Below are 14393 nucleotides of genomic sequence, written 5' to 3' on the forward strand. Positions count from 1 at the left end.
GCGCTGGATTCTGTGCAGAGGACGAATCATGCCCGGAATTCTCCACATGTTGTTTCATTGGGGAAGGTGCTGAAAAGGAAGAAGTTTTCCCTTGGGAACAAGGGTGGAACAAAAATTGAATATCTCTTTTTTCTCATAGTCTTGTCATGCTTCTTGTAAATGAGAACAAAGTGTGTACATTAATCTTGGTTGCACAAGCGTGTTCGCTATGAAGAATGGAACTCAAAATGGCACAAAATAGTCTCCGGTTGGTCGAAGGAAGCAGCATGGACAAGACAAAGGCATTGGAAGCCGCCCTATCGCAGATTGACCGCGCATTCGGCAAAGGCTCCGTGATGAAGCTGGGCCAGAGAGAAGTGGTCGAAATTGAGTCCATTCCGACTGGTTCTCTCGGGCTTGATATCGCTTTGGGTATCGGTGGTCTGCCCAAGGGGCGCATCGTCGAGGTATATGGTCCGGAATCGTCTGGTAAAACGACACTGGCACTGCATGTGGTTGCAGAATCGCAGAAGCGTGGCGGAATCTGCGCATTTGTGGATGCTGAACATGCGCTGGACCCGATTTATGCGCGCAAACTTGGCGTCGATATTGATAACCTGCTGATTTCTCAGCCTGACGCTGGTGAGCAGGCACTTGAAATTGCCGATACGTTGGTGCGTTCCGGTGCCGTGGATGTTCTGGTGGTCGACTCAGTCGCTGCCCTGACGCCGCGAGCCGAGCTGGAAGGCGAGATGGGGGATTCGCTTCCCGGTCTTCAGGCGCGTTTGATGAGTCAGGCCATGCGCAAGTTGGCAGGGTCCATCTCTCGTACTAACTGCATGGTTATCTTCATCAACCAGATCCGTATGAAGATCGGTGTGATGTTTGGTAGTCCGGAAACGACGACCGGTGGTAATGCTCTGAAATTCTACGCATCGGTCCGTTTGGATATTCGCCGGATCGGCTCCATCAAGGATCGCGACGAGGTCGTGGGCAACCAGACGCGCGTGAAAGTGGTCAAGAACAAGGTAGCGGCTCCGTTTAAGCAGGTCGAGTTCGATATCACTTACGGGGAAGGCATCTCCAAACTTGGCGAGCTTCTTGATCTTGGCGTAAAGGCCGGGATTGTCGAGAAGTCCGGGGCTTGGTTCTCCTACGATAGCCAGCGTTTGGGGCAAGGGCGCGAAAATTCGAAGAATTTCCTTAAGGAAAATCCTCAGATTGCCGATGAGATCGAAGTGGGTATTCGCCAAAGTGCAGGTCTTAATTCTGATCTGATTGATCTTGCTACCGCTGATGAAGGTGACGACGAATAACCGTGTGAGATGCCAATCGAAGGTTAGCTTTCTTCTTGATGGCTCTTTGAGATTTCATTCGTTCCGATTGTTGAGAGGGCCGCCTTGGGTGGCCCTTTTGTATTGTGGGCTGGAATAAGCAACGAAAAAGCCGGTAATTTTCGACAGAAGCTGATGATAGCTCTGGGGTTTCCGCGCAAAATGATAGACATGCGCTTTGTTGCTCGTTAAAACCGCCAAGAGACAAAGTTAGAAAATTGCCAAGAAGACAATTATCTTCCTTCAATCTTGGCATTCATCCCTGTCAGGCCTTCGAGCCCTTCTGTTATTTGAAAGAAGTTTGCTCGGCCACTTCATTTTTGAAGGTCTTGATTGCGGGCTAAGATATTGCTGCATCTGTTGATCGGATGGCAGAGTGTGAAATGAGCGAAAGGTTCTGAGCCTCATCCGGGGCAGGAGAAATTGGTGTGTCATGAGCGGTGTAAATGAAATTCGATCAACTTTCTTGAACTACTTCAACGAGCATGGTCACTCCATCGTGGATTCCGGGCCTCTGGTTCCGCGCAACGACCCGACGTTGATGTTTACCAACGCAGGCATGGTGCAGTTCAAGAATGTGTTTACGGGCCTTGAGCAGCGTGACTATAGCCGCGCGGTAACGTCGCAGAAATGCGTGCGCGCGGGCGGCAAGCATAACGATCTGGATAATGTCGGCTATACGGCGCGTCATCACACTTTCTTTGAAATGCTCGGTAACTTTTCTTTCGGTGACTATTTCAAGGAAAATGCCATCGAGCTTGCTTGGAACCTGATCACCAAGGAATTCGACCTTCCTGCGGACAAGCTGTTGGTGACCGTCTATCACGAAGATGACGAAGCTTTTGATCTCTGGAAAAAGATTGCAGGGCTTTCTGACAACAAGATCATTCGCATTCCGACCAGCGATAACTTCTGGTCTATGGGGGAAACCGGCCCGTGCGGTCCGTGCTCTGAAATTTTCTATGATCATGGTGATCACATTTGGGGTGGCCCTCCGGGTAGCCCGGAAGAAGATGGTGACCGGTTTATCGAAATCTGGAACCTCGTCTTCATGCAGTATGAGCAGCTCACCAAGGATGAGCGTGTGGACCTGCCTCGGCCTTCCATTGATACAGGCATGGGGCTTGAGCGTATTGCTGCGGTGCTGCAGGGGACCCATGACAACTATGAAACGGATTTGTTCCGCGCGCTGATCCAGAATAGTGTTGATCTGACCGGTGTTGACGAAGTTGGTGACGCCAAGGCCAGCCACCGTGTGATTGCTGACCATTTGCGCTCTACCAGCTTCCTGATTGCCGATGGCGTGCTGCCTTCTTCTGATGGCCGCGGCTATGTTCTGCGACGCATCATGCGTCGCGCCATGCGCCACGCGCGGTTGCTCGGTTCGCAGGATCCTATCATCTACAAGATGGTTCCGACGCTTGTGCGCGAAATGGGGCAGGCTTTCCCTGAGCTCGTGCGTGCAGAAGCCCTGATCACCGAAACCTTGAAGCTTGAAGAATCCCGCTTTGGCAAGACCTTGAGCCGTGGTCTGCAGTTGCTCGATGATGCAACGGACGGCATGGACAAAGGGGATAGTCTTGATGGGGAAACAGCCTTCAAGCTTTACGATACTTATGGCTTCCCGCTCGATCTGACGCAGGATGCCTTGCGCGCGCGTAGCATCGAGGTCGATGTCGACGGATTTGATACGGCCATGGCACGCCAGAAGGCTGAAGCCCGTGCCAACTGGGCCGGCTCCGGCGAAGCGGCAACCGATGCAATCTGGTTCGACGTGAGCGAGAAAGTCGGGGCAACTGACTTCCTGGGCTATGATCGTGAACGCACGGAAGGGGCTATTGTCGCTTTGGTCAAGGATGGCGCAGAAGTGGACAACCTGAAAGCCGGAGACGAAGCCAGCATCATTCTCAACCAGACACCATTCTATGGCGAATCTGGTGGTCAGATTGGTGATACGGGCGTTATGATTGCGGATGGCATTCGCTTCGAAGTGTCCGATACCGTCAAGAAGAACCACGGCATGTTTGTTCATATGGGCAAATTGATCGAAGGATCGGTGAAAATCGGCGACGCGCTGGAGCTGGTTGTGGATCACGAGCGTCGCTCTGCCATCCGGGCGAACCATTCCGCGACCCACCTTTTGCATGAAGCCCTGCGGGAAACCCTTGGCGATCATGTGGCACAGAAAGGCTCATTCGTAACGCCGGAGCGTCTGCGCTTTGACTTTTCGCACCAAAAACCGGTGACGGATGAAGAAGTGAGCCAGGTTGAAGAGATGGTCAACGAGATCGTCTTGCAGAATGGACCCGTCGAAACCCGCATTATGGCTGTTGATGATGCCATTGAAGCGGGCGCCATGGCGCTGTTTGGTGAGAAATATGGCGATGAGGTTCGCGTCGTTTCCATGGGCGAAGCCCTGCGTGGCGACAAGGCCGGCAAGACCTATTCGGTTGAGCTTTGTGGCGGTACCCATGTGAACCGCACCGGTGATGTTGGTCTGATGACCATCGTTTCCGAAAGCGCAGTCGCAGCCGGTGTGCGCCGTATTGAAGCCTTGACCGGTAAGGAAGCGCGTACCTATTTGCAGCAGCAGGATGAGCGCGTGCGCGAGGCCGCTGGCTTATTGAAAGTGGCACCAAATGATCTTGTCGAGCGTCTGGAAGCGCTGGTGGCGGATCGCCGCAAGCTCGAAAAAGAGCTTGCCGATGTACGCCGCAAGCTGGCTATGGGCGGCAGCGGTTCCGGTGGTGATGCTGTCAAAGAAGTCAATGGCGTCAAGTTCCTCGCACGTGTTGCTGAAGGCATTTCGCCCAAAGACCTTAAAGGCATGGTTGATCAGGGCAAGGAAAGCATTGGCTCTGGTGTCGTCGTGATGATTGCCGTTTCGGAAGACGGCAAGGTCGGGGTTGTTGTTGGTGTGACTGACGACCTGACAGATCGCTTCAATGCTGTGGACATGGTCAAGGTTGCCGCTGAAGCACTCGGCGGCCGCGGTGGCGGTGGACGTCCGGATATGGCTCAGGCTGGCGGCAAGGATGCTGACAAGGCCAATGACGCCATTGCTGCCATCGAAGCTCTGCTTTCCTAAATTTGCTTTTGGAGCATAGCTTCTCTACAGAAGCGCTGTTCCAACTGACAAGTTAAAATGGGATAAATGAGCAGTAATGCTTATATAGAATTGGATGCCACGGGCTTGAAAAAGCGCGTGGCATTTTTATAGCTCTTGACTTCAAATCGTGTGGTTGCTGCTTTTAGACATGTTCGTAATATGTTTATCACTTAATTTCTTGTCTATTTGTTTCTGATCGGGTTGATGCTTTTAATTCACACTTTATTTAGATATTTATTTTCTTTCAAATATTAAGTGAATAGTTCAGTAAAGGTAATCTATTGGCTATTTACCTCGGATTACTTTTTGGTTACAAATATTTTGGTCTTTCAGACCAGTGGCTACCTAATCACCCGCTTGCCCACCACCTTGATTGATTAGGTGGCCACACCTTTTCTCTCTCCTATTTTTTCTCTTGGATAATTGGTGCGCAATTTATCACTTATTCTACATGAAACATTTTCATCTGAAGCGTTTCTAATCATAGCTAATGTATTGGAGGGTAAGGAAAACGTTTTCGTCTTTCTATCTTCCAGTGTGGTTTGAGTGATGAAACAGGACGCAGGGCTTGCAATCGGCATGGCTTTGCGCCACTACTCGCCCTGTTTTCAAATGCAGAGTAGTAACGCTCGCCTGGTCAGTTAATTCCGGACAGAGTGTTTTTCGGACAATGGAAAGAAGAAGAAATGGATCCGGTCATCATTCTGGTCGAGCCACAGTTGGGAGAAAATATCGGCATGGCAGCACGTGCCATGGCCAATTTCGGTGTTACGGATTTGAGACTGGTGAGACCGCGTGATGGATGGCCCAGCGAAAAGGCGCGTAATGCAGCAAGCCGTGCGGACCATGTTATCGGCAAAACGTTGAAGTTTGAAACCGTAGAAGAGGCTGTTGCTGACCTGGACTTTGTTTACGCAACAACTGCTCGCCAGCGCGATATGCTCAAGACGGTGCGTCATCCGGTGGAAGCTGCGCAGATTTTGCGCACCACGGTGAATACTGGCGGTAAGGTAGGGATCATGTTCGGACGCGAACGTTGGGGGCTGAATAATGATGAAGTGGCCCTTGCGAACGAAATTCTGACGTTGCCCGTTGATCCTGATTTTTCCTCTCTCAACATTGCGCAGGCTGTTTTGATCATCTGCTATGAATGGCGCATGTCTGGCAGCGATCGTGAAGCGGCGTTGCCGTTTGAGACGCCGGATGTGCCACGCGCCAGCAAGGAAGACATGGTCCGGCTGTTCGATCATTTCGAGGAAGCTCTTGACGAAGCGGGTTTTTTCCGGCCGCCGGAAAAACGCCAGCATATGGTTCAGAATCTGCGCACGATCTTGCAGAAAGGCGATTGGGCTGAACAGGAAGTGCGTACCTTGCGCGGCGTTGTTGCAGCCTTGCAGCGCAGGCATGAGCGGCCCAAGCCGTAAAAACGGCTGCGGGTAAAGGTTCGTCTTTGACGAAAATGGGGCGTGAGTATGGTCAGGAAAAGAGATCCCAATATCCTTGTTTTCGATTCCGGTCTGGGTGGGCTTTCGGTTTTGTCTGCTCTTATGGCGACACTTCCCTACGCCAACTATCTGTTTCTGGCCGATGATGCGCGCTTTCCCTATGGGGATCTGAGTGATGACGCGCTTATCGATGGGCTGATCAACCTTATTGAAGACACCTGCAAGACCTATGTCCCGGATTTGTTGGTGGTCGCTTGCAATACGGCTTCCACAGTGGCTCTGGAGGCGTTGCGCGCGCGCTTTTCCTTTCCGATTGTCGGGATCGTTCCGGCTATCAAACCGGCGGCGCATGCGACCCGCTCAGGGCATTTTGCGGTGATTGCGACGCCGGGGACCATCCGACGCGCTTATACGCGTGATCTCATTCGCGATTATGCCGATGAATGCGTGGTAGACCTTATCGCCTGCAATCGGCTGGCGCGGTTGGCTGAATCCTATCTTCTGGAAGGAGAGAGGAATGAGGAGGCCGTTTATGCCGAGATACAGGGCGTCTTCGAGGGGCCTCAAAATGGCGATGTGGATGTGATTGTCCTGGGCTGTACGCACTATCCGCTTTTGCTGCCTGTGTTGGAAGCCATTGCGCCGAGCCCGGTGCTGTGGATCGATCCGGCCCATGCCGTTGCGCGCCGGGTGATGCATCTGCTTGAGCAGGAATGGCAGGACTGTATTGCTGGCAGGCAGGCTGATTTGCCCCAGCAGGAAAGGCGCATACGCTTTTCCGCAACAAGAGGCGATACGGAGAGGCTCACCGTCGCTTGGGCATCACTTGTTGAGAAAAAGGCACAAGCAGGCATGATTCTGTGAGGCAAACGCGGTTTGTAGGCAGAAACTGGCGGATTCAGTTTGACTTGCCAGGGTAAAGGCTCTAAACACCATCCAATCTCTGCGGGGCCTTTTGTTGGCCCCCTTTGATTTTAACGCACCCGCGAAGACAAAGGGGCGCATCCTTTGTGTTCTGTCGGATCTGGCTTTTGCCGATGATCCCAGGAGGGGCGCGTTTTCTTAAAAACTTGAAAGGAAACACGCGAATGTCCAAGCGCCATTCTCAGAAGTATAAAATTGACCGCCGTATGGGCGAAAATATCTGGGGTCGTCCGAAGTCCCCGGTAAACCGCCGCGAATATGCACCGGGCCAGCATGGCCAGCGTCGTAAAGGCAAACTGTCTGACTTCGGTCTGCAGCTGCGTGCAAAACAGAAGCTGAAAGGCTACTACGGCAACATCTCCGAGAAACACTTCCTGCGCATCTACAAGGAAGCAAACCGTCTGAAGGGCGATACCTCGGAACTGCTGATCGGTCTGCTGGAGTCCCGTCTGGACGCCATCGTCTACCGTGCGAAATTCGTTGCTACCGTGTTTGCTGCTCGTCAGTTCGTAAACCACGGCCACGTTAAAGTGAACGGCCAGCGCGTCAACATTCCTTCCTACCGTTGTAAGGTTGGTGATGTGATTGAAGTGCGCGATCGTTCCAAGCAGCTCGCTTTCGTTCTGGAAGCAACCCAGCTGGCTGAGCGCGATGTGCCTGATTACATCGAAGCAGACCACAACAAAATGACCGCTACCTACAAAGCTATGCCGCAGCTGGCCGACGTGCCATATCCTGTCGTCATGGAACCGAACCTCGTGGTCGAATTCTATTCCCGTTAAGGGAAATGGAATTACCGTCGAATTTGCAAAAGGCTGTCCCAAGTGGCAGCCTTTTGTCGTATTGGGCTTTGGCTCAAGAGAAATGCCAAATCATCGTTGAGCTTGCTGCTTGCTTTTGCTAATGCAGGTGCAAATGACTGACCGGGAAAGATCAATATGAGTGACTCTATGAGTGACGCTGTTTTGACTGCTGCTGAAGCGCCTGCCGTTCTGCCGGATGAGGATGACCTTTGTCACCCCATGTTTCGCAATGCGCCCAGCTCGGTGTCCTTCAAGAAGCTGCGCAAGCGGCTGCTGCGCAATGTGCGAGCGGCGATTGATGATTATAATATGCAGACCAAGGGCCGGAAATGGCTTGTGTGCCTATCTGGTGGCAAGGATTCCTATGGCCTTCTGGCACTTCTGCTCGATTTGAAATGGCGCGGTCTGCTGGATGTTGACCTTCTGGCCTGTAATCTCGATCAGGCGCAGCCGGGCTTCCCATCCGATGTGTTGCCGCGCTTCTTTGAGGAGCATGATATTCCTCACCATATCGAGCGGCAGGATACCTATTCCATCGTCAAGGAGAAGATCCCGGAGGGCAACACCTATTGTTCTTTGTGTTCGCGGCTCAGACGCGGCAATCTCTATCGCATCGCGCGTGAGCATGGCTGTGACGCTGTGCTGCTGGGGCACCACAGAGATGACATTCTGGAGACCTTCTTTCTCAATTTGCTGCATGGTGGGCGATTGGCAACCATGCCGCCCAAGCTCAAGAATGAAGAAGGCGATCTGATGCTGTTCCGGCCGCTGGCCTATTGCGAGGAAAAGGATCTGGCCAAATTTGCTGAACTGATGAAGTTCCCGATCATTCCGTGCGATCTGTGCGGGTCTCAGGATGGTTTGCAGCGGCAGGAAGTGAAGGCCATGTTGCAGGGCTTTGAAGCCCAGCATAAGGGCCGTACACAGGTAATGTTCCGGGCACTCTCAAACATCCGCCCGTCGCATATGCTGGATACCAAATTGTTTGATTTTCAGGGTCTGTCGCTGGAAGACGACCGGGCAGGGGATGACAGTGATGATGCGGAAGGCTGTGCAGCTGTTACCGCACTATCGCAGAATTTCCTTACCATGCATGACAAATAGCTGCATTGAATCGGTTTCTCAAGAATTGGAAACAAGGGATTCTGCGGCCTTGTGATTAGACAAAAAGAAAACCCGGATGCTGGCATCCGGGTTTTCTTGAATCAGATTGTGAGAAACTGCCGATAAGCGATTCTTTCGATTCACTATTCTTGAATATGTGAATGTTTTGAACACCTAGGCCCAGAAACACGTCAGGCGGTTGCCGGTTTTCCGAGCATTTCCTGCAGTTCCTGGCTCTGGAACATCTCGCGGATGATGTCACAGCCGCCAACGAATTCGCCTTTTACATAGAGCTGGGGAATCGTTGGCCAGTTGGAATAATCCTTGATGCCCTGACGCAGGTCGTCATTTTCCAGAACATTGATGCCCTTGTATGGCACATCGAGATAATCCAGAATCTGGACCACCTGACCGGAAAAGCCGCATTGCGGGAATGTGGGCGTGCCTTTCATGAAAAGCACGACTTCGTTGGATTTGACTTCGTTGTCGATCCAAGCCTGGATTTCGCTCATATGTCCGTCCTTCAAACTTTGCGGTTTACACATCCGGCAGACCAAGGATAGCCGTCAGCTGTGTGGAGGGGCCAGATGGTGGCGCTTGCTCAATCAGGCACTGAGGTTTGCAGTGCGAGAGCGTGCAATTCACCGCCCATATTGCCTTTCAGAGCTTCATATACCAGCTGATGCTGTTGTACGCGGGATTTCCCTCTGAAGCTCTCTGAGACGACTTCAGCGGCGAAATGATCGCCATCTCCAGCAAGGTCCCGGATGATCACCTTTGCATCCGGTAGTGACTGTCTGATCAGGGTTTCGATTTCGCTCGCTTCCATTGGCATGCTGGTCTCCTCGAGGGCATATTGTCAGAGAAGAAAGGAATACGCAATTGTTCGTATTCCTGCTTCGGGCAATTCTTTGGTTCATCCCGCTTTTTCAAGATCAAGGCGGGATGATACCTTCGCTTTAGCGTCCTCCGACAGACGGGGTCTGGTCAAGCTGAAAAATCGGACAATCACCAGTCTAATCTTTCAGCAAATGACCAGAGCTCAATCCTACTGAGCCATATAGGCCGGCAGCCAGTTTTCATGGGCTTCAGAGAGGCTGGAAACGGCAACAGAGCCATGTCCGGCAACGCTGAATTTATCGCCTTCGATCAAACCAATGACACCGGCTTGAACGCCAGCCTTTTCGGCCTGAGCGAGAAGCGCGTTGGCAGTATCCTTACAGCAGGTCACGACGTAGCGTGCCTGATCTTCTGCGTAGAATGCAATGTGGGGATCCTGCGCTGGCAATTCAATGGTGCAACCAAGGCCGGAACGGATGGCCATTTCGGCCACTGCGATGCCAAGCCCACCATCGGAGATGTCGTGGGCCGCGGTGATGGTTCCTGCGCGGATGGCTTCGCGCACGAAAGTGCCGTTCTTCTTTTCCAGCTCAAGGTCAACCGGAGGAGGTGCGCCCTCTTCACGACCAAACAGTTCGGCCAGATAGGTGCTCTGACCCATTTGCGTACCGTGGCCACCAATCAGGACGATGACTTCATGCTCTGCAACGAAGGCATTGCCGATGGCTACATCGACATCAGGCAGAAGGCCGACAGCACCGATGGCTGGGGTTGGCAGAATGGCTTCGCCGGAGGTTTCGTTGTAAAGGGACACGTTGCCCGAAACGATCGGCATATCGAGGGCTTCGCAGGCAGCGCCCACACCCTTGATGCAGCCAACGAACTGACCCATGATTTCCGGCTTTTCAGGGTTGCCGAAGTTGAGGTTGTCGGTGGTTGCCAGAGGTTCGGCGCCAACGGCGTTGAGGTTGCGCCAGCTTTCGGCCACAGCCTGCTTGCCGCCTTCAAACGGGTCTGCCTTGCAGTAGCGCGGAGTTACGTCAACGGTGAAGGCGAGGCCCTTCTTGGTGCCATCCACACGGATCACGCCAGCATCGCCACCCGGACGCTGCTTGGTGTTGCCCTGAATCATGGTGTCATACTGTTCCCAGACCCAGCGGCGGGAGCACAGATTCTTGGAGCCGATCAGGGCCACAAGGCTATCCATTAGATTCTTTGGCGCGTCTACCGTTGCGTTGTCCAGCTTCGGTGTCTTTGGTGTTTCGACCCATGGACGATCATATTCAGGGGCCTCGTCGCCCAGTTCCTTGATCGGCAGGTCAGCAACCATTTCGCCCTGATGGAAAATGCGGAAGCGCAGGGTGTCCGTGGTCAGGCCACATTCTGCGAAATCCAGTTCCCATTTGCGGAAGACGGCTTCTGCTGCTTCACGCTTTTCAGGATGCAGCACCATCAGCATGCGTTCTTGGGATTCAGAGAGCATCATCTCATATGGAGTCATGTTCTCTTCACGGTTTGGCACCTTGTCGAGATCAAGATCGATACCGAGGTTGCCCTTGGCGCCCATTTCAACGGCCGAACAGGTGAGGCCCGCAGCTCCCATATCCTGAATGGCGATCACGGCGCCGGTCTTCATCAGCTCGAGGGTGGCTTCCATCAGGCGTTTTTCGCTGAACGGGTCGCCAACCTGAACGGTAGGACGCTTCTCTTCGCTGTCATCGTCGAATTCGGCAGAGGCCATGGTGGCACCGCCAACACCGTCGCGGCCTGTCTTTGCGCCCAGATAGACGACCGGCATGCCGACGCCCTTGGCTTCAGAGAGGAAAATCTTGTCCGCATCGGCAAGGCCCGCCGCAAAGGCGTTCACAAGGCAGTTGCCATTGTAAGAGGCGTGGAAGCTGACTTCGCCGCCAACGGTTGGCACGCCGAAGCTGTTGCCATAGCCGCCGACACCGGCAACGACACCCGAAAGCACGTGGCGGGTGCGTTCATGGTCTGGCTCACCGAAGCGCAGGGAGTTCATGGCAGCAACGGGACGGGCACCCATGGTGAAGACGTCACGCAGAATGCCGCCAACACCGGTGGCTGCGCCCTGATAAGGCTCGATATAGGAGGGGTGGTTGTGGCTTTCCATCTTGAAGACAACCGTCTGGCCATCGTCAATATCCACCACGCCCGCATTTTCGCCTGGGCCCTGAAGCACACGCGGGCCTTTGGTCGGCAGGGTGCGGAGCCATTTCTTGGAAGATTTGTAGGAGCAATGCTCATTCCACATGGCCGAGAAAATACCAAACTCGGTGAAAGTCGGCTCGCGACCGATCAGTTCGAGAATATGGTTATATTCTTCGGGTTTCAGGCCATGAGCGGCGATCAGCTCCGGAGTGATCTGTGGTTCGTTCTTGCTCATGCTACCTTCTCCAACAGGCTTTCGAACAGGCCGCGACCGTCGAGGCCGCCATGCAGGTCTTCGATCAGGTTTTCAGGGTGTGGCATCATGCCAAGGATGGTGCCGCGCGCATTCATGATGCCCGCAATGTTGTTGCGTGAGCCATTGATGTTGGCTTCAGTGGAGGCTTCGCCTGCCGCATCGCAATAGCGGAACAGGACACGGCCTTCGTCTTCCAGCATCTTCAGGGTGTCATCATCGGCAAAGAAGTTGCCGTCATGATGAGCGACCGGGCAGCGCATGACCTGACCTTTTTTGTAGGAAGAGGTGAAGATGGTATCATCACGCTCAACGCGCAGCTTGGTTTCCTTGCAGATGAAGGTGAGGCCGGCATTGCGCATCAGGGCTCCGGGCAGAATGCCGGTTTCGGTGAGGATCTGGAAGCCATTGCAGACGCCGAGAATGCGAACGCCCTGTTTGGCCTTTTCCAAAAGATCGGCCACGATGGGTGAGCGGGCGGCGATGGCGCCGGAGCGCAAATAGTCACCATAGGAAAATCCGCCGGGCAGAATGATCAGATCGGCTTCAGGGATTTCGGTCTCGGCATGCCAGACCATCATGGGGTCTTTGCCGGAAACGGAGCGCACGGCGGCAGCCATGTCATGCTCACGGTTGGTTCCGGGGAATACGAGGATCGCAGTTTTCATATGTCCTGCTCCTTGACGAAAAAGGGATGCCTGGCGGCGTCCTGTTACAAGAGGATAAATATGGCTAGGGCTGAAGCGACGACCGGGATCAGGATGAAGACTGCTGCCTTGATGACCATGAAGCGGATGGCCTTGGCGGCTTCCTCTTTTTGGTCATAAGGTGCCCCGTCAAACTGGTCCTTGAGGGGCTGGCCTTGCGCGCCGGGAGCGGAAGGGGACATCTCAAGAGGCGATGCCTCGTCTGGTCCGTTTCTTTCACTCATGGGCGCCTGTGTCTCCCTGTGATTGTCTCTCTTCACGCCGGAGCCGTGCTACCGGTGCGAAGGATGCCCTGTTGACGCTTTCGTCAGAGAATGTCGATGTGGTAATTCTCGATGACGGTGTTTGCCAGCAGCTTTTCGCACATATCGGACAATTTTGCTTCGGCTGCGGCCTTGTCAGTTTCGCCCAGCTCGATGTCAATCACCTTGCCCTGACGAACGGAGCCGATGCCGTCAAATCCCAATGCACCAAGGGCGCCTTCAATGGCCTTGCCCTGAGGGTCCAGAACGCCGTTTTTCAGTGTGACGGTGACGCGTGCTTTCATCTTCATGCTATCCTTGTTTTCCGGTTTGCTTCTTTTGCCCACCGGGAAGAGACAATGGAAAAGGCAGGGCTCATCACCCTGCCTTGTCAATGATTATTTCACCAGAACCGGGCCGGAGCCCTTACGCTCGGGGGTGTTTTCGATCATGATGCCCAGACGCTTTGCAACATCCTGATAGGCTTCGATCAAGCCGCCCATTTCGCGGCGGAACCGGTCCTTGTCGAGCTTGTCGTTGGACTCGATGTCCCACAAGCGACAGGAATCAGGGGAAATCTCGTCGGCCAGAATGACCCGCATGGTGTCGCCTTCGAAATAGCGACCGCATTCGATCTTGAAGTCAACCAGACGAATGCCGACAGCGCGGAACATGCCTGAAAGGAAGTCGTTGATGCGAATGGCCAACGCCATGATGTCGTCGATTTCCTGCGGAGATGCCCAGCCAAATGCCGTGATATGCTCTTCGGAGACGAGCGGATCATCAAGGCTGTCATTCTTGTAGCAGAATTCGATGACAGAACGCGGCAGCTGGGTGCCTTCTTCAACACCGAGGCGCTTGGAGATTGAGCCAGCTGCGACGTTGCGCACAATGACTTCCAGAGGAATGATCTCGCATTCCTTGATCAGCTGTTCGCGCATGTTGATCCGCTTGATGAAGTGGGTCTGGATACCCAGATCGTTCAAAGCAGTGAAGATGAATTCGGAGATACGGTTGTTCAGAACGCCCTTGCCATCGATGACTTCGTGCTTCTTGTTGTTGAATGCAGTGGCATCGTCTTTGAAATGTTGGATCAAGGTTCCTGGTTCTGGACCTTCATAAAGGATTTTTGCCTTTCCTTCGTAGATCCTGCGACGACGATTCATGAGCGTATTACCATTCAGTTTTGCCCGCGAGGGGCGGTTTTAAGGGGTATAAAGCCCAACACAGAACGGTGTTCCAAATAGGGCTTTCTGAAAGTCTTCTTCCTGCGGCACGTGGTTCCCAAGGTGCAGTGCTTTCTCTGGGGAGGTGGCATCCTGCGCGATAAGAATCAGGCCCTCTGCTGGCCCACTATATCCTATTTGAAGAAGGACCGGGCCAAGCTTGGGATATTTACCGAATTTTCTAGCTGCGAAGTGTTTTCCTAAGGCTGCTGATTAGCGAATTCCTGCCGGTTACACAATCTTTGAAATGAGACT

At 53.4% G+C, this 14393-nt stretch carries 13 protein-coding genes; 6 read left to right on the plus strand and 7 right to left on the minus strand.

Annotated elements, in window-relative coordinates:
- Positions 1–227 precede the first annotated feature (227 nt).
- From recA to ttcA, 6 genes are all read left to right on the plus strand, one after another.
- The gene (recA, locus tag ACKPCT_RS02035) at positions 228–1295 is read left to right on the plus strand and encodes a recombinase RecA (protein ID WP_090074448.1); all 1068 of its coding nucleotides are present in this window, start codon (positions 228–230) and stop codon (positions 1293–1295) included.
- A gap of 451 nt (positions 1296–1746) precedes the next feature.
- A complete protein-coding gene (alaS, locus tag ACKPCT_RS02040; protein ID WP_090074398.1) occupies positions 1747–4401 on the plus strand; it encodes an alanine--tRNA ligase in 2655 nt (884 codons plus the stop codon).
- Between the two features lie 707 nt (positions 4402–5108).
- A complete protein-coding gene (locus tag ACKPCT_RS02045) occupies positions 5109–5846 on the plus strand; it encodes an RNA methyltransferase (RefSeq protein ID WP_319568218.1) in 738 nt (245 codons plus the stop codon).
- A 48-nt stretch (positions 5847–5894) separates the two neighbouring features.
- Complete coding sequence (gene murI, locus ACKPCT_RS02050) at positions 5895–6731, plus strand: glutamate racemase (protein WP_319568219.1); 837 nt, start codon at positions 5895–5897, stop codon at positions 6729–6731.
- Between the two features lie 224 nt (positions 6732–6955).
- Complete coding sequence (gene rpsD / locus ACKPCT_RS02055; protein ID WP_090074403.1) at positions 6956–7573, plus strand: 30S ribosomal protein S4; 618 nt, start codon at positions 6956–6958, stop codon at positions 7571–7573.
- Positions 7574–7756: 183 nt separating this feature from the next.
- Positions 7757–8698 carry a tRNA 2-thiocytidine(32) synthetase TtcA gene (gene ttcA, locus ACKPCT_RS02060; protein WP_407652472.1) on the plus strand — a complete coding sequence of 314 codons (942 nt, stop codon included), beginning with the start codon at positions 7757–7759 and terminating at the stop codon, positions 8696–8698.
- 191 nt (positions 8699–8889) lie between these two features.
- On the opposite strand, the gene grxD is transcribed toward ttcA, so the two are convergent.
- The 7 genes from grxD to purC form a co-directional block, all read right to left on the minus strand.
- Positions 8890–9210: a Grx4 family monothiol glutaredoxin gene (gene grxD, locus ACKPCT_RS02065; protein WP_319513426.1), complete on the minus strand. Its 321-nt coding sequence runs from the start codon at positions 9208–9210 to the stop codon at positions 8890–8892.
- An 89-nt stretch (positions 9211–9299) separates the two neighbouring features.
- Positions 9300–9533, minus strand: coding sequence for a BolA family protein (locus tag ACKPCT_RS02070; RefSeq protein WP_090074408.1), 234 nt, complete (start codon positions 9531–9533; stop codon positions 9300–9302).
- 213 nt (positions 9534–9746) lie between these two features.
- Positions 9747–11945 carry a phosphoribosylformylglycinamidine synthase subunit PurL gene (gene purL / locus ACKPCT_RS02075; protein ID WP_319568220.1) on the minus strand — a complete coding sequence of 733 codons (2199 nt, stop codon included), beginning with the start codon at positions 11943–11945 and terminating at the stop codon, positions 9747–9749.
- A complete protein-coding gene (purQ, locus tag ACKPCT_RS02080; protein ID WP_319568221.1) occupies positions 11942–12631 on the minus strand; it encodes a phosphoribosylformylglycinamidine synthase subunit PurQ in 690 nt (229 codons plus the stop codon). Before purQ ends, purL begins: the two co-directional genes overlap by 4 nt.
- A gap of 44 nt (positions 12632–12675) precedes the next feature.
- The gene (locus ACKPCT_RS02085; protein WP_090074413.1) at positions 12676–12894 is read right to left on the minus strand and encodes a phosphoribosylformylglycinamidine synthase-associated small membrane protein; all 219 of its coding nucleotides are present in this window, start codon (positions 12892–12894) and stop codon (positions 12676–12678) included.
- Positions 12895–12977: 83 nt separating this feature from the next.
- Complete coding sequence (gene purS, locus ACKPCT_RS02090; protein WP_090074451.1) at positions 12978–13217, minus strand: phosphoribosylformylglycinamidine synthase subunit PurS; 240 nt, start codon at positions 13215–13217, stop codon at positions 12978–12980.
- A gap of 93 nt (positions 13218–13310) precedes the next feature.
- Positions 13311–14078 (minus strand): phosphoribosylaminoimidazolesuccinocarboxamide synthase, encoded by a 768-nt coding sequence (gene purC / locus ACKPCT_RS02095; RefSeq protein WP_090074414.1) that lies wholly within the window; start codon positions 14076–14078, stop codon positions 13311–13313.
- Positions 14079–14393: the final 315 nt, after the last annotated feature.

The organism is Cohaesibacter marisflavi, assembly GCF_963665895.2.
Taxonomy (GTDB): domain Bacteria; phylum Pseudomonadota; class Alphaproteobacteria; order Rhizobiales; family Cohaesibacteraceae; genus Cohaesibacter; species Cohaesibacter marisflavi.

Bases quoted from the DNA above. Each gene is read 5' to 3' on its own strand.
- murI (WP_319568219.1), top strand. From the start codon at position 5,895: ATGGTCAGGAAAAGAGATCCCAATATCCTTGTTTTCGATTCCGGTCTG.
- grxD (WP_319513426.1), bottom strand. From the start codon at position 9,210: ATGAGCGAAATCCAGGCTTGGATCGACAACGAAGTCAAATCCAACGAA.
- purL (WP_319568220.1), bottom strand. From the start codon at position 11,945: ATGAGCAAGAACGAACCACAGATCACTCCGGAGCTGATCGCCGCTCAT.
- rpsD (WP_090074403.1), top strand. From the start codon at position 6,956: ATGTCCAAGCGCCATTCTCAGAAGTATAAAATTGACCGCCGTATGGGC.
- ACKPCT_RS02045 (WP_319568218.1), top strand. From the start codon at position 5,109: ATGGATCCGGTCATCATTCTGGTCGAGCCACAGTTGGGAGAAAATATC.
- purS (WP_090074451.1), bottom strand. From the start codon at position 13,217: ATGAAAGCACGCGTCACCGTCACACTGAAAAACGGCGTTCTGGACCCT.
- purQ (WP_319568221.1), bottom strand. From the start codon at position 12,631: ATGAAAACTGCGATCCTCGTATTCCCCGGAACCAACCGTGAGCATGAC.
- ACKPCT_RS02070 (WP_090074408.1), bottom strand. From the start codon at position 9,533: ATGCCAATGGAAGCGAGCGAAATCGAAACCCTGATCAGACAGTCACTA.
- ACKPCT_RS02085 (WP_090074413.1), bottom strand. From the start codon at position 12,894: ATGAGTGAAAGAAACGGACCAGACGAGGCATCGCCTCTTGAGATGTCC.
- recA (WP_090074448.1), top strand. From the start codon at position 228: ATGGCACAAAATAGTCTCCGGTTGGTCGAAGGAAGCAGCATGGACAAG.
- purC (WP_090074414.1), bottom strand. From the start codon at position 14,078: ATGAATCGTCGTCGCAGGATCTACGAAGGAAAGGCAAAAATCCTTTAT.
- alaS (WP_090074398.1), top strand. From the start codon at position 1,747: ATGAGCGGTGTAAATGAAATTCGATCAACTTTCTTGAACTACTTCAAC.